Here is an 18461-nt window from a genome sequence, read left to right on the forward strand (position 1 = left end):
TTGTATAAAAAGAACCGCACCACGATTTGCACATTGTTTTGCGCCCTAACCCTGGGCGCCATGGCTTCCCCATCCCCCGCGTTGAATGTTGAATTCGAGTCGATACAGATCGATTCGACGGGATTGGTCATCGGGCTGGAATTTCCTGATCTCTATGCGCCGCTGCATGAGCGTTTGTTGCAGGGACTGCCTGCCACCATTGTCATGGAATGCGAGCTTTGGAAGAATCGATCAACCTGGTTCGACAGCCGGATCCTCCGGAACGCCTATCTGCTGAAAATGGACTACGACACGTGGAACCAGGAATTTCTTCTTAGAAACACAGAGAGAGAGTACCGCGAGACCGATACACTGATTGTAAAATCTTTGGTTGAAAGGCAGAAATTGACCTTTCCCTGGAATCCTCCCCCCGACTCTTCCCGCGTCTACTATCTCACCGTGCAGGCGACATTGAAGCTCCTAACCGTCGACGATATCCGGGAGGTGGAGGATTGGCTCGGCGGCCATCTCAAACGGCGCAAATCGCCGCTCGGGATACCCTTCAGCCTGTTGGGAATCTTGAAGGAAGCGTCGGGGTTGGGTGATCGAACAGCAAGGGCGAATTCGGGCAGGTTCCGGATCGAGATTAGCGCAGAAGGGTTATACGTCCACAGAATCCCTGCGTCGCCGTCGTGAGTTTAACAAAGTAGGCTCCCGCGGAAAGGACCCGGCCCGCGGCGTCGCATCCATCCCACACAATGGTGAAACGATCCCGCCCGTCAGCCTGAAAATCCCGTTCATAGACCCTGCGGCCGCTGATATCCAGAATCTCGACCGTCCCCTTGCCCTGCTCAGGGATGCGAAACGTCAAATGCTGGCCCGGCCGGAAGGGGTTCGGGCCGATCACCAGCGGTTCTATCGCGGGCGCCGCACTCACCAGCGGCAGCAGCGACGCCATGAAGTCGGCCAAACCGGACACATCTCTCGGATCCGCCAGGTTGCGATTCTCGTGACCCGTCGCCCGCGCCCTGGACCCTCCGAAAAGAATCCGGAAATCTTCGGCGAAGATCTCGTGAGGCCTGTTGGCGTGCTCCGCCTGGGCGTTATAGATCGTATAGTCTTCAATGCCCCGTATCCTTCGATACATTTCCCATCCCTCGGCATTTTGATCTTTCAAGTAGAGCTGATGGATCACATGTCCCGCCTCATGCGCCACCAGAAAATGAATCTGTTCTTCGGTGTATTCCAGAACGCCGGGGGAAATATAAACCGCGCCTCTACTCGCCGTCGACCGGAGTTGACCGGAACGCGGATAGGGGAGGATAAAAACCCTGATGTTCAGTGCATGAGCAAACCGCAGATCTAAAGCCGAAAGGGCCTCATCGACCGTCTCGATGGAGGCGGGGTGAAAAAGACCGTCTCCGGGATTCGCAATCTCGGAATCCTTGACATCAGTGATAAAGCGGACCGTTGATCCATCTTCCTGCATGAAATGAAGATCGCCATTCAAGGTGAGGGTCGAAGAGCGAAGGATCTCATCGGGTGCAATGACTTGAACGGCGGCATGCGCCGGATACAGCAGAGCGGACGTTGACAGAAGCAGCCCGATCGCGGCGGCAAGAATCCATCCGCCCGTCATTGCGGAATGCCGCTGAGCCGATCCCCTACTGGTCGAAATATGTCCAATCGCCGTGTGAGTCATGTATACATTTTAACAGACTCCGGCCCTGATCGGACGATGAAAAATTATTTGCCGAGTTTTTTATATAAGTTGGGTCAAATCACCCATTGATGGTCGGATTCGCTCCAGGTTGTTGAGGATCAGGTGGTTTATTCGGCGGTTGGAACGGCTGCGTTTCCATGTGTGTTTCTATTTGAGACATACCTTGAGGGAGACCTCGAGAGGCGGCCGGAGGGTAGGCCGCCGCCGGGCCCGGATTCGGCCGGCTGCCGATACGGCTGAGGAGCACGGCGCCCATCCCCACGGAGGTGATGACGAGCTTCAGTGCGACCAGCAGAAATCCCAGGGCGGCGGCGCCGGGGATATTGACGTACTGCCAAATATTGACGATCTCAACAATGACAAAGAGCAACGCCAGGCCAAGCGCATAACTCATCTCAAAACCTGATTCCTTTTTCCGCATCGAGAAGAGCAGCGTCCGCCCAATCGACCAGAGAACGGCGCAAAAACCCATAAAGGTGAGAATCGCCATGACAAAGGGCAGCAAAATGGCCGCGGGAATGCCAATGATCGTGATGAGAAGAAGAATGAACAGCAGTACCGATCCCGGAATGGTAATTATCCCGAGAAAGAGAGAGGGGAAAAACTTTTGTTCAACCGTGATCCGTATATTCTCCATGCGCCGGGAGCTGATCGCTTGGAAGAGCCATCCGAAGAGAAACGCTCCGATAAACAGCGCCATGATCAGGATGGAGCGGAGGCCGGGGGGAGGACCCTGATGGAATTTGGTGCGGAAGATTTGGGGCGTGAAAATTGGACTGAAAGCGCCGATTGAGATCTCCTTGCCGCCGACCACGGCGTCCGGATCCGAGTCTACCCCTCCCCCAACCGAAACACAGTCACCATCAACGACGGCGGTGGCCAAAAGGACGACATCACCGCCGACGGCGACGACGTCCCCCTCGACCACGCCTCGGACACGAATCGAGCCGCCGATGCAAACCACGGAACCGTCAATCCGGTCCCCTTCTTCAATAACAACATTTTCCCCCATCCGAATGATGTCGCCCGTCGTCCGGTTGTTTTGGGAACTGCGGACCGTCACCCGCTTTTTCAAATCTTTTCTAAGCTCTTCATGGCCGATCAATGCGATCAGCGAGTCGAGATCGGCGGTCAGATCCCCCTTGAGCATCATCGCGAGGGAATCTTCACCGGACGGAAGGCGGACCCAGACCCGTGTCATATCGTCGGAATCGTATTCTACAGAGTAGCGCCCCACATCCTTTGCATCAGTGCTTTCCTGCGCGTGAGCCGGCGACACGAGGAGATAATGCGCAACGAAGCCCGCCAGAAGGCCCAATGCTACGGCGAGAACCGATGCGGAAATGTTCATCATGAGGGCCCTAAGGCTCACATTATGAGTGGACATGATGCACCTCCCTCTGCGTTTTGGATTCGGGATGACCCACAATGCGCCAAAGTATCGCGACGGATAAAAGCATGAACCCAAAGATGAGGAGGATTGATTCAACAGGAAAGGCCGCGCGGAGCAACGCTTCCGGATTTAAGACCCGTCCGACAATGTTAAAGAGACGGGCGGCGATATCGACAATCTTCGAGAAAGAGACAAGGACGACGACGGCATCCATTCCAAGTTCCGTCAGACGATCCCATCCCACGCTGACAACCGACCAGGCGAGAGAGCCGGCGCGACCGGCCAGCTGCCCGCCGGCAAGGAGAAACGAGATGACCAAGGCGGCCGCCGCCAAGATCCGAATGGCCCGGCGCGAAGCCGATTCCCGTCGTGAAACCGCGGTGGGGCGCTGAAATACGGTTCTGACAATCGATTCGGTTAAATCCTTGGGTGTCTCTTTATAAGGAAGATTCTGCAATCCTTGCAAGAGACGGCTATAGGCCGCCAATTCCGCCCGGCAACGCGTGCATGTCGCAACATGTCCGTCCATGACGCTTCGGGAGGCTTCGTCCATTTCACCGGTGAGGTACTCCCAATGCTCTTTTACTTTATAGCGACAAGTCATCCTGTCTGATGTCCTTCAACCCGGAATAAGAATTCCGGTTTTTTCGGGAGTTACCCCGTCTCCGCCCGTTTCAGAACTCCGGCCCGCAAGGATGGGAGGATTCCTATCCTCTCTTTTCCATCAGGTTCTTGAGATGCCGGTGCGCCCGATGAAGCCTGGCTTTCACCGTTCCCAAAGGAGTCCCCAAAATCTCCGCCATCTCTTCATAGGTGAGCTGCTCCCGATACCGCAGATGCAGGATCAAACGGTAAATCGGCGGCAGTCTCTCCAAATAGGTTTCGACCGTCTCCGCGAGTGTTGTAACCTCATGCAGCCGGTCGGGCCGCGGTTCCTTGCCGGGGAGCGCCATCGGTTCCTTTCGGTCTCCAGCCGGTGAATCCGCGTCGATCGAAATCGTGCGCAACCGCCTCTTTCTATGGTGGTCAATACACAGATTCGTCGCGATCCTGTACAACCAGGTCGAAAAGGTGCGCGTCGCATCGAAGGTTTTCAGGCCCCGAAAGACCCGAATGAAGACCTCCTGCGTCAGATCTCTCGCATCCTCTTCGTTTCGAACCATCCTCCAAGCGATGTTGTAGACAGCCCGCTGGTATTTCACCACCAGTTTCTGAAAGGCGATCTCATCACCCTTCAGGATCTTTTGGACGAGGGAGAGATCTTCTGTATTCATCTTTCTCTCCGGTTTCGTCCTACCCCCACTTACGGAATGATCGCATCGGGGGTTGCGGACAGAGCCCACATTGAGGGGCGTCACCAGGGGGCATCGAGGCAACCCTAGGTCCATGAGGGAGTTGGGTCAATCTTCAGAATCCCCCTCCGGCTTCTTCGCTTGACAGGGATGTGGGGGCCATCTAGGCTCCCGAGCGTCCTCATGATGCCCGGACGTCCCCCAAATGGGGTTGCCATACCGGGAAAAGACCGAAGGGAAGGAGCCCGCCATGAACACCATAGAGATCATCCATGCTCGAGAAATCTTCGATTCCAGGGGGAATCCAACCATTGAGGTGGAGATTCAACTGACCAGCGGTATCCGATCTCGGGCCGCTGTTCCCTCCGGAGCCTCGACTGGGGAGCGGGAGGCATTGGAACTCAGAGACGGTGACATCGAGCGATTTGGTGGCAAAGGTGTTCGCCGGGCTATTGAGAACGTCAATGACCGGATCGCGCCCGAACTTGTCGGGGAAGACGCCCTCAACCAGATCCTCATTGATCGGATTCTCTGCGATCTGGATGGAACCGAAAACAAGAGCAACCTCGGCGCCAATGCTATTCTCGGTGTTTCGATGGCGGTGGCGCGCGCGGCGGCGGAGGCGCAGGGGCTTCCCCTCTGGCGTTACCTCGGCGGCGTACGCGCCCGCCTGCTCCCCATCCCCTTCCTGAATCTCCTCAATGGCGGCGCGCATGCGGACAACAACTTGGACATTCAGGAATTCATGCTGGCGCCCATCGGTTTCCCCAATTTCACCGAAGCGCTGAGGTGCGGCGCTGAAGTATTCCATGCCCTGAAGAAGGTCTTGGATCACAGAGGTTATACAACATCCGTGGGTGATGAAGGCGGATTCGCGCCGAATCTCGGATCGAACGAGGAAGCCCTGGCGCTGCTGACCGAGGCCTGCGAGAAGGCCGGCTACGAACCGGGACAGCAAGTCTATCTGGCGCTCGATTGCGCCGCCAGCGAGTTCTTCATTGACGGAAAATACATTTTGAAGGCCGATCCAAAGACAGAGTTTTCGGCCGGCGACTTGATCGACTTTTACACGGAACTGGTCGAAAAATTCCCCATCATCTCCATCGAAGACGGGCTGGCCGAGAACGATTGGAGCGGCTGGCAGGCGATGACCGAACGGCTCAGCGACCGGATTCAGCTGGTGGGGGATGATATCTTCGTCACCAATACGCAAATCTTCCAGCAAGGGATTGACGAGGGCGTGGCGAACTCCATTTTGATCAAGTTGAATCAGATCGGGAGTGTCACCGAAACGCTTCAAGCGATCGACCTGGCCCGCGAGAATGGTTATACAACAATGATCAGCCACCGGTCGGGCGAGACGGAAGACACCTTTATCGCCGACCTGGCCGTCGGCATGAACGCCGGAATGATAAAGTCCGGATCGGCTTCCCGTTCAGAGCGGGTCGCCAAGTACAATCAACTCCTGCGGATTGAGGAAGAGCTGGGAGAAGACGCGCGGTATCCGGGGCGAAGCCTTTTCGCCCGCTGGGGATTGGACGATTTGGACGAAGAGGTGTGATTCCTTGACCCTGAACCGGACATCGCTGAATCCACCCCGGTGGCGTTCGACGGCGGCCTTCCGTCCCCCTGATAAGAACCGCCCGGCGCCGGAACCGTTGCACCACCACTATCGGCAGCGGGATGAAAGACGGGGTCTCAACTGGCAGGTCTGTCTGATCCTGGTGCTCTTCTTGTGGGCCGGTTACACCGCTCTGGCCGGACCGCAGGGGCTCGTTCGTCTGATCGAAGTGAAGCAGTATGAGAAATCGGTGGAGAATGAGGTCAACCTGCTCGCCGCCCAGCTCGACTCGGTAAAGACCCAGCTGCATCAGCTCGATACTGATTACTTTCTGCGCGAAAAGACCGCGCGGGAAACGTATGGAATGGCCCGGAAGGATGAGCTGATCTATTACGAATCGACGGATGGGGCGCATAAAGAGGTGCAGCCGGGCCGGATCATCCCCCAAATGGAGGATCAGGAGCCGTGACGGCGCTCTTGACAGATCCAAGTCCAAGTGCGATAAAGGTGAACTGATCGCGGGGTGGAGCAGTCTGGTAGCTCGTTGGGCTCATAACCCAAAGGTCGTAGGTTCGAATCCTGCCCCCGCTACAGACGGACCGTTAATGGTAGACCTTTACACATCAATGGTTTCGGTCCGTGGGGCGGTCGGTGCTGTCAACACCGACCGTCCGTTTTTTTTGGTTAGAATAAAAAAAGTCGAGGCCACAAAAAACCGCCGGTTGTGTATCGAAAGGAGAAAATCCCTTCACCGACGCCTGTGACCTCGACTCTTTTCATAATCCTCTCCTTCCGATACACGAACCATTATTCGGACAACTCGCGAGAGAAGTCAAGGAGGATAAAGAAATTATTTTGTTTGCTGTTACTCAGTTCTCGGAAATTACTCCTTGCTGCAATTACTTCGCATCTCATTAATCGCTGCCGTGGATCCAGTTAGAGAGAATTTGAAGTAGATTCTCCCTTCACTAAACCAATCCAATTCAAGCAACACGGTACCCGATTGAGCGATCTTAGAGATCGCTTGGCTGCCATCGCTGAAATGAAGGCCATTCGCGCCCCATTTCTGAATCAGCGTGGTATTTTCTAAGTTGTCGTCCCACTTAATGCGTGTATTGATAAGGTTGTATCCATCTTTGAGCTCTGTATCTACCAGATTTGGGGAATCAGTGAATTCAATATAAACCCATTCCTTCTGCCCATCTGACGCTATCCACAACCAAGCCATGATATCCCCATAGGGAAAGCCCATCGGTTTAGTAGGTTGCGCGCCCGGGGACCTTGTAAAGCAAGTTTTCTCCCCCGTCATTTCATCTTTTGAGACGCCGGTTTTCCATTCAGCCGATGCGGGAATTGAAAGCGATAATACGAAAATGGAAAGGCAAACCATTATTCCAACGGTCTTGTAATTCATACTATTCAGCCTCCTTAACCAGTTTAACGCCAATCTTTTCAGGGTAAAAAAAATCGAGGCCACAAATATTCGCCGGTGTGCTCAGTGGGAGATTCCCACCGACAGCGACTCATGGCCTCGACTCTTTTCAGGAGAAATCCCCCTTAGCTGAGCACGCACTATTTTATTTCCAAACTGAGGAAGATGTCAACGAAATGGGGAGAAATTCTTTGGAGAAAGACAGCGGAAGGGTATTAAAAGATGCGCAACTAATTATCTAGGATTCAATTAAAGCCCAAAAGTATTTTTATCTCTTTCGATCAAGTTCCTGTGTTTGCTTCCGCTTGCCAACAACAAATACCGTTACTAGAGAGCCGAGAGTAGTGATTAAGGTCGCCAGTCCGGTCGTGCTTTTCCCCTGATAAAGCAAAACCAGCGAGCCCGAAAACACAACAAGCGCCAGGAAAAATCCCATACGTTGACCCCACTTTGCCAACTGATTATTTGACGTAACAACTGAAGACTCAAGACCTCTTCGATGGCGCGATTGTTCTTCGGCCATACCCAATATCCGATCAGCGGCGCCGGGCAAAAGTTTTTCATAATCTGCAAGCATTTCAGGCGGGGGTATTGGACCAGTGAAGTGTTTTCCGGTAAATGTCGCTACTACAACCTCTTGCCCTCGCTTTGATGGGTGAAATCCGTCATGCACTTTGGGATGTTTGGGATTTTTATTCTTCTTGCTACCCATTTTTAGTGTTTTGAGCACAACTCGGGATGGCTGCCCAAAAATACATCCAATCCTGAATCGAAATCCTTACTCATCATCATCCAATCCGAGGTCAATGCGCGTTGATCCGCTTCTTCACCTGTTCGACTACGGTTATATGAGTCAAAGTTGCCCCCGAGATCCAATAGTCGAGCCGCTCCGAATAGCCCAGAGGGCTGCGCAAAGAGAAAATCTGACCGTAAATTTGAAAATAATTGATCCATCTGTCCCCCATAGCAATTGATATCGATAAGTTTATCGCATCTATCGGCCACTTTCAAGCAACCCTGCAATAATTTACGTCATTATTACAACCCCTATTCAGTGAGAATGATTCATGTTTTTGCGCACAAAATGTATAGATCATTATTTTACAACAAGATACGGGCTATATTGGTTCATCCATCACAACCCTAAACTCAACACTTCCATCTTCTCCCTCATCCACTCAATATTCAGCCGGGCATACCGGGTCGTTGTCTGGATGCTCCGATGACCGAGCATCTGCTGTACCAACCTCAAATCCCCGGTTTTGAATAGGAGATGGGATGCACAACTGTGCCTGAGATGGTGGATCGTGTAGGGCTTCTCGATCCGGGCCTCCCGGAGGGCTCGCCTCCAGGGCTTCCGGATATCGGCATATGGCATCCCGGTCCGTGGACTGGGGAAAATCCATGGGTTGGCGGATCCGTATCGCTCTTGAATGATCTCCATCGCGGGCTCAATCAGGGGGACACTCACCAGCCTCAGCGATTTTGAGGCCGTGAGTCGGATGGCCTTGCCGTGGAAATCTACCTGCTCCGCCGTCAGATCAAGCACCTCGCGCTTCCGCCGGCCAGTGAGATAGATGAATTCAAAGATGCCCTTGTACTCAATCTCAGCGGCTTTGAAGACTGCCCTGAGTTCGTCTTCGCTCAAGACACTGATGGGCGGTTCTGGCACCGATAGCAATTGACACCTCACCGTTCGTTTTGTAATGAGCTTCCACCGAGAGGAGCGATTGAGAATCGATGAGACGAGAAGAAGGCAATTGTTCACCGACTTCGCAGAGAGGCCACGATTTAAGAATTTGCCCGCCAGTCGATCGAGCTCATATTCTGTGAGCCCGTCCGGCGTCATATCACCAATCAACGGTATGATATGACATCGAAGCCTGGAGGCATTGGCGCCATGACTCCGACAATGATGGCGGCTCCAATCTTCAAGCCACCGTTCGGCCAAATCACCGAATGTCAGGGATCCGTTGGTCTTTGCATTGCGTCGGATTACCGACGCCATATTTTGGATAATCATTTCCCTGGGGCGGGTCCATCCGCTGCCCCCTGGTTGCTCCACACATCCAGTGAGGAGCCTCCGCGGGAAACGGTCCAAGGGCTGCCAAATATCATAGTCTATTTTTTAGACGCAGTCAACCCCCGTGGTCTAACCAGAATACTGGGAAGGCCTAAAATAGGGCGGCTGTAATTTATATCAGCGGAAAACGGAATGCATGGTTAACCCCGAAGTCCAGCACCAAAGGTGGATCATGTCTCCTCCTCAGCTGTTGAATAACTCAGTTGTGCGCACCCCGGACAGTTACCAATCAGAGCATTAAACCTCGCATGAATCATTCCAATATCGTATGTAAACACTTGCCTCGTTGGTAATTAGATTATGGGATTGAAAGCCGGCTGTGAAGCCCCTATTTTTATTTTGCCATTCAGCAGCGACCCTTTTCTCTCAACCAACATTGTCGGGAGGGGAATTATGATTGGAGCCATTGTTATGTTTACTCTCGCCGGAATTCTGCTGATCGCTTTGGGACTGAAAGCGCGGTCAAATGCCCGGAAGGGGGAGAGTAGAAGTGTCAGGCAATCCCCGGACTACATCAAAGTCCCACAACGGCCTGAATCTATAAATAAGATATACGATGCATTCAGCGACACGGCAAAGGGAGCGTCTTATAAAATAAACCCTTATGAGATGACGTGCACATGCCCTGATTTTGTTGATAGGAGGGCAAACTATAAGCCCAATGATGTCCGAAGAGCCTGCAAGCATCTCGCGAGATTTTTGAGGAATCTCGATGTAATTTGTGATGAAGATGAGTTCCTTGCAGAGCTCTTGGAGGAGAGTGGAGGTAGAGGCGGAGTCCCACATTTCCTCTATCAACGTCAGATTTTCGACACAACTCCTGTATTAATCGGATTCAGCCCGAGTTGGTCAGGAGTGAAAGTGTTCTCCAGAGAGAGACAACCAAGGGATGCTCCAAAGCAATACACCGGTCCGGTGAATTGCACAGAGTATGATCTGGAGCGGAGGGCGTGGACCAGCATTGACAAGCCGTATGGTGCCCGTGAGATCAAGCGCCTAATTAACAACATTGTCCGGTAGGGCCATTATGGAGAGAACGATAGGGTCCCTCAAAAGAAGGGTAAAAAGCGGAAGTGTCAGAAACAGCATTGGGATTCCTGTTCGGATCCATAGGTGGTGCGCCCGGTTTGGGAGTGCAATTACGGTTCTGATCAAGCGGGGGATTGCTCCCCCGCTTTTTTACTTTCCTTATGCCGCCTCTGGAAGCTCCGTGGGTGAAGGCTTGCAGAAGAACATTGCGAGCCCCCTGATGAACCTCGGAACAAACATGTGCTCGAGCTTCGACTCGAGAATTCCCCCAACGATCGGGAGGTTCGGGTCGATGCCGAAGTAGATCGCTTCAGCGGTCTCCGTGATGAGCCGGTAGATGTCCTCCTTGTCGATCGTTCCGTCGGCCGCGAGGATTGCCGCTCTCGCGCCGGTCTCCGTCACGATCAACTCGATGAGGTCTATAGCCTCACCCCCGGTTATCCGCCCATCCGCCATCATCTTTTCCCACTCATCCTTGATCTTTTTTTCAAGATCACCGTTTTCCAACAGTATCTCTTTTGACATAAATCCTCCTTGTGTGAACTGACCGGCCCCGGGGTGGGCTACGGAGAGGGACAAGAGCGCAGCCCACCAGCCCAGAGCCAACGGATTCTATTTGTTTTTCTTTGTGGCGGCGACGAGCTCCCCCTCGATACGCCTCGCTGATCTCGAGACCCATCCTGAAATCGAAGTGGCACATCTCCAGCGGACCTCTTGGACCGAACCCCAGTGCATCTGGAGCCTCCCAGGTGACTGATCCGTCCTCTGACCAGATGGCAAAGTCCACCCTCAGGAGTATGCCCGGTTGAGCCAGCCGTCCCGGAACGCCGCTTGATCGGCGTCGCGCGCCACCCTGAGTCGGTACTCGCCGGCGGCCTCGGAGCGAAGCGCGGCCATGAGCGCAGCCGCGTCGGCGCGCCTGGAAGCCCCGCAGGTCTTGAGCCCGAGAAGGCCATCGACCTTGACCCGGAGGCCGCAGGCGCGCAGGGCACGCTGGAGGCAGATGACTGCTGTCTGATCCCCGAGGTTCACGGCGAGGTCGAAGACCTTGCTGGCCACTGGCTCGGGCAGCTGCTCGTAACCGTGGCCCAACCAGTAGCGCTGCCAGTAGATATCGATCGCCTGCTCGCGGGTGAGCTCCCGCACGTTCACATCGGGGTTCCACTGCTGCGAGATCCCGAATTTCGTGGGCCCGCCGCGGTCTTCCGGGTGATCATTGAGGACCTCGCCCTCGTGCTCGAGGACGAATTCGATCGCCTGCTCAAATAGCACCCTGCTCATCACGCCCTGCTCCTCCGTGGAAACGGAGACGATTCTTTTGATCTCCCGGCTCATCTCAACTGCCCCCGTTCGCCTTTTTAATCTCTTTGGCAAACTCGGCCGGCAATGCGCGCATCGCCGCAATCTGTTTATCATTGGATTCGCGCAGAAGCTGAAACATATCCCGATGATCGCGGAGGACAGTTTCGCGAAATGATTTTGCCCTCTCGCTCTCTGCGACTCGAGATTCTTTGATGGAGCGCACCAACCCGACAACCTCGTCGCACTTTTGATTGGACGATCCCTCATTCCCGTTTAGGCTCTTCGGTTTGTATCCCTTCACGAATCCAAACACGAGTTCCAGTATCTTGAGGGCAAAAAGCCCGCCCAAACCCAGTGCGCCGATCTCTGTCGCGTTACCCAATGGCATTCCAAAGCCCCCCTAAAACCTTGTTATATTGTAGACCGCGTCGACGTGCACGAGCTGGATATAAGTGAAGCTTGTCCCTGACAATGTGAGTGTAAGCTTTATCGTCATATCTGTTCCGGGGGCATCCGATGGCAAGGTCCCTCCTGCTATAACAAAGGGCCCATGCTCCTGCCTTCTGTAGTCGTACGTCGTCGTGTCATCGAGGATATAATCGGCCGCGTCAGTCACCCCCGTCGTCACCATCGTCGAGGTGATCTTGGTCGCTGATTCGCCATAGCCATATTGTTTGTATGAGAGATCAAATCGCACTTCCCAGTTTGCCGCCGTAACATCTACCGGCGAATAGACAATATAGAATTCTAGGTCTTCTGAAATGTCGAATTCTGGCGGGATGTACCAATCGAAGTTAATCGCATCGGCCGTTGTAAGCAGAATGCACGGGACGTTCGTATCTGTTCCTGTGCCATCTTTCAGCATATCACCGCCGCCGCCAGGTCCAGCCGATGACGCATCGTCCCAAAAAATAATCGGTTGAGTTGTTAAGCCGTCGACCGAATAAGTCGCGTGGGGCGGTCGAAAGATAACCTCTCTTCGTTTGGTATCTAAAACGAATAGGGTTTCACGCACCGTCATCGTTTTAAAGCTCCACAAGGAATCCATATCATAAGAAAGAAACTTGCTTTCCGGAATGAGCTTCGTAACAAGAAGGTTCGAATTGTTAATGAACCCAGGGGAGCAATCGACGCCAAGAAGGGTTCCATCGATAATCTCTTCGGTTCCTACGGCGCCGGCGCCGATGACTCGTTTGGTCGCCGCGCCCGTAGCCATATGGATGGTGTCGACCTCCATGGTATCGATTTTGGATCCGGGTATAGACCAATCGATCAGGTCAGCGCCAGGCACGCTATTATTCAGGATATGCGCACCGGTGAGTGTGCTCGTGACGACATGCTTCCCTTGAATGATTCTGCTCTGCAAAAACTTGCTATCATTGATGATCGAGTCGGTGAATGCCCAGGATGGGATAATGGCAACCTGAAATGCCGATTGGCCGATGGATTCAGCCGGAAGCGTATCTCCCCAGATCGGTATAAATCGATAATTGGACGAGCACAGACTGTCAACGCCAACCGTGTCCCAGAATGACGCTTTGGTCGTTGGGGGACTATCAAACGCCCATACTCCGATTGTATCGCCGTCTTCATCGGAGTAGTCCCACATCAGATCAGGATGGAGAGTGTCACCCTCAACATCGGTAATGATCATCACGTAGGAATCTATAACCCTGCGGAAGATTCCGCTCGGGTATCGGAAGCTGAAGCAATGCCGCCCAGTGACATCGCCATAGCCTACCGCTCCGGCCGGTAGGAAGTCCGTCAAGCACAAGCCGACAATTATTAGGATCCCCAATAGATAGAATAATAAGCGATTCATTAGACAATTCCCCCCTCCGGTACTCCCATCCCTGTAGCCGCTTCGGGATCGCCGGCGGCTGCCGTTTCTGAGATGAGGTTCAATATTGTTTTGCGCTGAGACGAGTAATGCGCGTATCCCCTCAGGACACAGATGATTTCATTATTCGGTTCATCCGGGAGATCGTATTCAGATCTCACGCGGATTCGATTGACCCCTGAAATCCAAGGGGCATAGGGAATCTCTGCATCAAAAGGCAGCTTTGGATCCTTCAGATATTGAGTCAGGGCATAGGCGAGATGAGGGGCAACCAATGTTGAGATATAATAATTCTCATCGAGCGTCAGCTTCTTCTTCCCGGATCTCAGAATGCTCGATGGGCTGTCCGAGGTGGCCGTGAAAAACTCAGCCTTCACCGCTCTCGCGCCGGTAAAGTCCAATTCCACAACGTCACCAACAAGCCAGCGTCTTTCCTCGATATTGTCGGTATTCTCCACATTGAATTGAGCGACGAGTCCGGTGTTCCCAATGTAGACGGGTCGGCCGTGGATAGGATGCAGATAAAAGCGTATGGGAGCGCCTCCATAATGGATGGCCATCTCCGTATCAAAGTAGGCCCTGGTGGCCAAAAGTTCTTTCTGACCGGGGTAATACCCATCAGCACTATCGAGCCGACTGACTCTGGTAATCAGAAAGGCCTCATATCCGATTTCCGCCACGTACCCCGTATATGGAAATTCTGTCGGGGTGACATAAATCGTGACTGGATTGCCAGTGGCCGGGATCGTGTCAATAATCTGGCCGTGCCCCTCAAGGCCGGTTTGGTATTCCTGCACCGCCTTATAGCCGCGCATGGGAACGATCTTAACGGTTGTTCCTCGAGGGATAATTGGAGCTACCCACTCAGCGCTTGGTGTCAATTGCATTTCGTTTACTGTCGTGAAGCGTTTAATGGTAGCCCGGGCTTCATCACCGATGAAAATATAGTCCCCTGCCGGCGGCATGGTATTCCCGAGATCGCGGGTTGACCAAATCTCAGCATCTCCCAATAGTCGATGGCGATTATATCCGTCGGGGTGATATCGGAGACCAACGAGGCTGCAGATGTTGGAGGCTGTATCAAAATCAGCTGCCAGTTCAGTGAGGAATTCCTGAGTATCCTCAGCGACAGAGAAGAGTACAGAGCTCGCCCAATCGCCCTCACGCCCTACAGGTACCCCTGAGATTTCGCCTTCAAGAATTCCAGCAATACCATCCCGAACACAGGTCAGCACAACCCTTCGTGCGGAATCGGAGAGGGCGTGAGCGGAGACCTGCACGCATGGGTTTATATCCTCACGGCGAGCAACCAGAGAAAGCTTTACACCGACTGTCGGGATATCAGCGATATAGGGGACAATTGAGATCTGATTCTGGACATCATCCCCTGCAAGGGGTTTCCGATGAAGATTTAAAAGGTGGATTTTCCTATCAGACCAATCGGACGAGTCCTCATCGGATGCGACAAGAGTGAGTTCCGGTTCTGATTCTGTGTCGCGTTTCTTGATATAGAATTCCCCGTCATCATTGAAGTCGAATACCCAGTTCGGGCCACAGGACTGGAGATGCAGTTTTAACGCATCATAAGCCGTTTCAACATTTTCCTCTGAATAGTCGCAGATCGGAACGCGGACCTCAATTTTGTCATCCAGGTTCCAGAGGTTGTAATTCCCTTCGGTATTGTATTTTGGATAACCATCTGATTCCCTCACCGGGAAATTAGTTACAGGCGGGCCCGGCGCGCTGAACCCTAAAATCTTGGCATCGGTTCCATCTTGAGTTGACGCGGGAAGAATAACGAGCTGAGAGCATGCAAGCCATGTGTCGGATTCCGCAATCCTTTGACCTTGGCCTTCAATCCGAGCTCTACCTCCATTGCAATCCATTCTCCATAGGGTGCCATCGGCGCAGTTGACAAAGTAGACTGCTTGAAAGCCAGGGACAGCTGTAGATTTCATATATGGACGAAGGCCGACGAGGGGCGCTGAAGATGACGGGCCAAAATACTCTCCGGTCGAATCATCCATCATGGTGGAGGTTCGGAGATTAAACATAAACATTCGATATGTGCGGTTTTTGCGATTTAGTTTCACCCCGACGAGCCATGGGTCCCCCACATTCGGAATTCCAGTAGCGCTCGGAACGACGCACATGCTTAAGAAGGTTGGGAATTCCTGATCGGTATTAACCGGGGCAACGGAATGAAGTTGTACCGGAGTTTGTGCTCCGGATGAGAGATTGATTCTGAAGAGGCGGGTCTGGTGGGCATACTCCGGAAGCCATTGGAAGCCAATCGTGGCAATATACATATAATTCACTGTGCCGAGCTGTTGATCGGCGGCATCATAAACACAAGTTCCGGTAGGTTGCCGCTGATAGAACACTTCGCCGGAGACACCGCTAAAATTTAGGTCAAACCCGGAGGGGGGAATTGTTGGTGATGAGGTGAGATATCTGACATGTTGCCATTTTTGGAGGACATCATTCCATCTGAGCCATACGATCCACTTATGCAGATCCAACCAGTGACACGGTTCCGGATGTGAATTGAGATGATTCCAGGCTGCTCCAGGTTGGTTTAAACCGGTTCCGCAAAGACTCCATCCGGCATGATCTTTAATGAATACCGGTGATGATTGCGTAGAAACCGGCTCGTCGTAATCATCGTGGCCTCCTTTTTGCCGCAGGTTTGGCCAGATCCCCGATAGCCGGTCATAATAAGTCATGCCGGATCCAGGGTTCTCATAAATACCCATAATGGCCTGCGAGAAGGGAATTGTCAGCTGTTCGCCTCGAGGTCCACCCAGGGCATCATCATGATAGCCGATCCAATAAAAACCATTATACCCTTCCTCGGATTTTTGAACTGTGTCATTGCAAGTCCAGCAATAATCGTCTACATAATTGACCGAAGAAATGCCTGACTTCGCAATTCTCCAAATTTTAAGCTGGCGGTTATAAAATCCCCTCATATTATTCGGGTAAGAATTACCGATAGTCGCAACCCATACATAATTCCCATCCGGCTTGATGAACTTAATCGGATGGTGGGCATCCGTTCCGGTCCAAATCAGTGTGGATTGGTTCGTGCTTGGACATACGTGATAGAGCTTGGCAATGCCATTGGCATCCATTGTTGAATACCAGACTCGATCAGTGTTCGAATCATCTTCTTTGTTGCAGGTCGGTATATCGTTTTGATCTGTAATATAGTCCTTATTGAATGCATCGTATTGAGGCTGACGACCCCGTCGATTCATATAGGGTCCGATATATTCATCGTCTTCTTCACTCGTATATGGCTTCCCATCGATCAGCACCGTCGCCGGCGGCGATCCCTCCTCAAAGTGAATATCATCGATGCAGTAGCAAGAAATGCGCTTCATCGCATAGCCGACAGGCACATCCCGGAACCACCTGTCACCGTCTTTAAGGCTTTTGAGGCTGACGGACATGAAGAGCTTCTTCCATGGCTGCAACGTGACATAGGCATAAGGCCGTTTTATTTCAGGCTGACCATCAATGAAGAAATACCCGATGGTGCGTTCGGTCCCTGTATCATCCGTTTCAGGCACCCAGCGTAGGCGGACTCGAGCCCTATGAAATGATTGAAGGGTTCTGATGTTGTTGGATGAGTCGATCAATTGGACCGACTTAGTCCGGCAAAAGAATCCATCTTCATTTCGCAGTTTTAGAGTGATGGGTTGAGATCCGAAAACCCACACGTTCCGCTCTGAGACCCGTTCAATATCAGGATATTCAGCCAGACGGGCAACGCCGGGATCCTGTCTCAACGGAGGGTGCTTCGTCGCGTACAGCTTCGTGATCTCGCACCATCGCCAACCGCCATCTTCATAGACACCGATATCCACAGCGAGTCTATAAGAGATTCCACCGGCCGTGATGGCGGCTATTTGCTCATAGCTCGCCATTACCGCAACCTCTCAACAAAGTAGAAGGTGCCGTGAAATCTGGGAGGATCCGGAACCCATCCGAAGGTTTGTGGCTTCATCGGGAATGTCTTGCCAAGCATGGTGGCATACCATACCTGCTTGAAATATTCTCTCTCATGCGTAATGAGAAGAGGCCAGCAGCGGCCACCAAGATAGCCAGAGCCAGATGGCACTTTGTCGCTGTGAGTCGGAGAACCCTTATTGATTTGCCACAACAAGAGCATTCTTCTATAAAACTCGCCGTCTTGATCGTCGAAATGCCACGAGGCCGAAGCGCGCTGGATGCCCCCGGAGAGGTTATACTCAATCGGTTCCCCATCTATCGCGGAATCGAGGAAGGCTTCCTGATTGTAGCCGGCGTCAAAATCCTTGCTTCCAGGATACTCATCCAACTCATATGGATCAGTTGGCAGGAACTCATCTTTTCCGAATCCCAGACCAAAATTGTCCATGGCAAAGTAATTCGACCCCGCTCCTGATTGGCTACTAATGACACCACATAAGCGCAGAGATTTGGCAGCGATATTGAAGGCGCAGTTGGCAATCTCTACGCGATCAAATGTCCAGGACAGTGCATTATCGGCATATTTATAAATTCTTAATCCGATATCACTACCCGTTAAATAATCACCATTGTGATCATATTGCTGCAAAAACAAGTAGATATAGGCATTAGGATCGTTGCCGATGACGGCCCGATACTTCGTCGCGAAGATCAAATCTTCAGCGGTGCTGGGAGCGCTGCCCATCCACGGGATAAATCCGAAATCAGATGGTGGAGACCAAAAGCCATCCTCTGGAAACAGCGCGCCGTGAGTTGAGGAGCCCGGCCATCTAATTTGTTGAGATCTCCCGGTACCCGATGGATCTGCCG

The 18461-nt window shown here is 52.7% G+C and carries 17 protein-coding genes and 1 tRNA gene; 5 read left to right on the forward strand and 13 right to left on the reverse strand.

Annotated elements, in window-relative coordinates; translation table 11 throughout:
- Window positions 1–675 carry a DUF4390 domain-containing protein gene (locus KJ970_13075; protein ID MBU2691847.1) on the forward strand — a complete coding sequence of 225 codons (675 nt, stop codon included), beginning with the start codon at window positions 1–3 and terminating at the stop codon, window positions 673–675.
- Here the strand turns inward: KJ970_13075 and KJ970_13080 are convergent.
- From KJ970_13080 to KJ970_13095, 4 genes are all read right to left on the reverse strand, one after another.
- On the reverse strand, window positions 626–1618 hold the full coding sequence (locus tag KJ970_13080) for a T9SS type A sorting domain-containing protein (protein MBU2691848.1): 993 nt from the start codon (window positions 1616–1618) through the stop codon (window positions 626–628). The two genes, KJ970_13075 and KJ970_13080, sit on opposite strands and share 50 nt — an antisense overlap.
- A gap of 142 nt (window positions 1619–1760) precedes the next feature.
- Complete coding sequence (locus KJ970_13085) at window positions 1761–3089, reverse strand: hypothetical protein (protein ID MBU2691849.1); 1329 nt, start codon at window positions 3087–3089, stop codon at window positions 1761–1763.
- Window positions 3076–3699 carry a hypothetical protein gene (locus tag KJ970_13090; GenBank protein ID MBU2691850.1) on the reverse strand — a complete coding sequence of 208 codons (624 nt, stop codon included), beginning with the start codon at window positions 3697–3699 and terminating at the stop codon, window positions 3076–3078. Before KJ970_13090 ends, KJ970_13085 begins: the two co-directional genes overlap by 14 nt.
- A 103-nt stretch (window positions 3700–3802) precedes the next feature.
- Window positions 3803–4369 carry a sigma-70 family RNA polymerase sigma factor gene (locus KJ970_13095; GenBank protein MBU2691851.1) on the reverse strand — a complete coding sequence of 189 codons (567 nt, stop codon included), beginning with the start codon at window positions 4367–4369 and terminating at the stop codon, window positions 3803–3805.
- Window positions 4370–4637: 268 nt separating this feature from the next.
- On the opposite strand from KJ970_13095, the gene eno reads away from it, so the two are divergent.
- From eno to KJ970_13110, 3 genes are all read left to right on the forward strand, one after another.
- Window positions 4638–5948, forward strand: coding sequence for a phosphopyruvate hydratase (gene eno / locus KJ970_13100; GenBank protein MBU2691852.1), 1311 nt, complete (start codon window positions 4638–4640; stop codon window positions 5946–5948).
- A gap of 4 nt (window positions 5949–5952) precedes the next feature.
- On the forward strand, window positions 5953–6417 hold the full coding sequence (locus tag KJ970_13105; GenBank protein ID MBU2691853.1) for a septum formation initiator family protein: 465 nt from the start codon (window positions 5953–5955) through the stop codon (window positions 6415–6417).
- Between the two features lie 48 nt (window positions 6418–6465).
- Window positions 6466–6539: transfer RNA gene (locus KJ970_13110), tRNA-Met, on the forward strand.
- Between the two features lie 292 nt (window positions 6540–6831).
- On the opposite strand, the gene KJ970_13115 is transcribed toward KJ970_13110, so the two are convergent.
- The 3 genes from KJ970_13115 to KJ970_13125 all read right to left on the reverse strand — a co-directional run bounded on the left by KJ970_13115 (window position 6832) and on the right by KJ970_13125 (window position 9388).
- Complete coding sequence (locus KJ970_13115) at window positions 6832–7362, reverse strand: hypothetical protein (GenBank protein MBU2691854.1); 531 nt, start codon at window positions 7360–7362, stop codon at window positions 6832–6834.
- A gap of 286 nt (window positions 7363–7648) precedes the next feature.
- Window positions 7649–8110, reverse strand: coding sequence for a DUF2335 domain-containing protein (locus tag KJ970_13120; GenBank protein MBU2691855.1), 462 nt, complete (start codon window positions 8108–8110; stop codon window positions 7649–7651).
- Window positions 8111–8515: 405 nt separating this feature from the next.
- Window positions 8516–9388 (reverse strand): site-specific integrase, encoded by an 873-nt coding sequence (locus tag KJ970_13125; GenBank protein ID MBU2691856.1) that lies wholly within the window; start codon window positions 9386–9388, stop codon window positions 8516–8518.
- A gap of 375 nt (window positions 9389–9763) precedes the next feature.
- Between KJ970_13125 and KJ970_13130 the strand changes: the two genes are divergently transcribed.
- Window positions 9764–10483, forward strand: coding sequence for a hypothetical protein (locus KJ970_13130; GenBank protein ID MBU2691857.1), 720 nt, complete (start codon window positions 9764–9766; stop codon window positions 10481–10483).
- 168 nt (window positions 10484–10651) lie between these two features.
- Here KJ970_13130 and KJ970_13135 read toward each other — a convergent pair whose 3' ends face one another.
- The 6 genes from KJ970_13135 to KJ970_13160 form a co-directional block, all read right to left on the reverse strand.
- Window positions 10652–11017 (reverse strand): hypothetical protein, encoded by a 366-nt coding sequence (locus tag KJ970_13135; GenBank protein MBU2691858.1) that lies wholly within the window; start codon window positions 11015–11017, stop codon window positions 10652–10654.
- 264 nt (window positions 11018–11281) lie between these two features.
- Window positions 11282–11827 (reverse strand): peptidoglycan-binding protein, encoded by a 546-nt coding sequence (locus tag KJ970_13140; GenBank protein ID MBU2691859.1) that lies wholly within the window; start codon window positions 11825–11827, stop codon window positions 11282–11284.
- A gap of 1 nt (window position 11828) precedes the next feature.
- Window positions 11829–12182, reverse strand: coding sequence for a hypothetical protein (locus KJ970_13145; protein ID MBU2691860.1), 354 nt, complete (start codon window positions 12180–12182; stop codon window positions 11829–11831).
- A 12-nt stretch (window positions 12183–12194) separates the two neighbouring features.
- Entirely contained in the window at window positions 12195–13616 is a 1422-nt protein-coding gene (locus tag KJ970_13150) for a hypothetical protein (protein MBU2691861.1), read from the reverse strand.
- Window positions 13616–17566, reverse strand: coding sequence for a hypothetical protein (locus KJ970_13155; GenBank protein MBU2691862.1), 3951 nt, complete (start codon window positions 17564–17566; stop codon window positions 13616–13618). The genes KJ970_13150 and KJ970_13155 overlap by 1 nt, the downstream gene beginning before the upstream one ends.
- Window positions 17566–18246: a hypothetical protein gene (locus tag KJ970_13160; GenBank protein MBU2691863.1), complete on the reverse strand. Its 681-nt coding sequence runs from the start codon at window positions 18244–18246 to the stop codon at window positions 17566–17568. The genes KJ970_13155 and KJ970_13160 overlap by 1 nt, the downstream gene beginning before the upstream one ends.
- Window positions 18247–18461 lie beyond the last annotated feature (215 nt).

This window comes from Candidatus Eisenbacteria bacterium, from assembly GCA_018831195.1.
Taxonomy (GTDB): Bacteria; Eisenbacteria; RBG-16-71-46; order CAIMUX01; family JAHJDP01; genus JAHJDP01.

Excerpts from the sequence above, each read along its gene's own strand:
- KJ970_13080 (MBU2691848.1), bottom strand. The coding sequence starts at position 1,618 with ATGACGGGCGGATGGATTCTTGCCGCCGCGATCGGGCTGCTTCTGTCA.
- KJ970_13085 (MBU2691849.1), bottom strand. The coding sequence starts at position 3,089 with ATGTCCACTCATAATGTGAGCCTTAGGGCCCTCATGATGAACATTTCC.
- KJ970_13090 (MBU2691850.1), bottom strand. The coding sequence starts at position 3,699 with ATGACTTGTCGCTATAAAGTAAAAGAGCATTGGGAGTACCTCACCGGT.
- KJ970_13095 (MBU2691851.1), bottom strand. The coding sequence starts at position 4,369 with ATGAATACAGAAGATCTCTCCCTCGTCCAAAAGATCCTGAAGGGTGAT.
- eno (MBU2691852.1), top strand. The coding sequence starts at position 4,638 with ATGAACACCATAGAGATCATCCATGCTCGAGAAATCTTCGATTCCAGG.
- KJ970_13115 (MBU2691854.1), bottom strand. The coding sequence starts at position 7,362 with ATGAATTACAAGACCGTTGGAATAATGGTTTGCCTTTCCATTTTCGTA.
- KJ970_13125 (MBU2691856.1), bottom strand. The coding sequence starts at position 9,388 with ATGGCGTCGGTAATCCGACGCAATGCAAAGACCAACGGATCCCTGACA.
- KJ970_13130 (MBU2691857.1), top strand. The coding sequence starts at position 9,764 with ATGGGATTGAAAGCCGGCTGTGAAGCCCCTATTTTTATTTTGCCATTC.
- KJ970_13135 (MBU2691858.1), bottom strand. The coding sequence starts at position 11,017 with ATGTCAAAAGAGATACTGTTGGAAAACGGTGATCTTGAAAAAAAGATC.
- KJ970_13140 (MBU2691859.1), bottom strand. The coding sequence starts at position 11,827 with ATGAGCCGGGAGATCAAAAGAATCGTCTCCGTTTCCACGGAGGAGCAG.
- KJ970_13145 (MBU2691860.1), bottom strand. The coding sequence starts at position 12,182 with ATGCCATTGGGTAACGCGACAGAGATCGGCGCACTGGGTTTGGGCGGG.
- KJ970_13150 (MBU2691861.1), bottom strand. The coding sequence starts at position 13,616 with ATGAATCGCTTATTATTCTATCTATTGGGGATCCTAATAATTGTCGGC.
- KJ970_13155 (MBU2691862.1), bottom strand. The coding sequence starts at position 17,566 with ATGGCGAGCTATGAGCAAATAGCCGCCATCACGGCCGGTGGAATCTCT.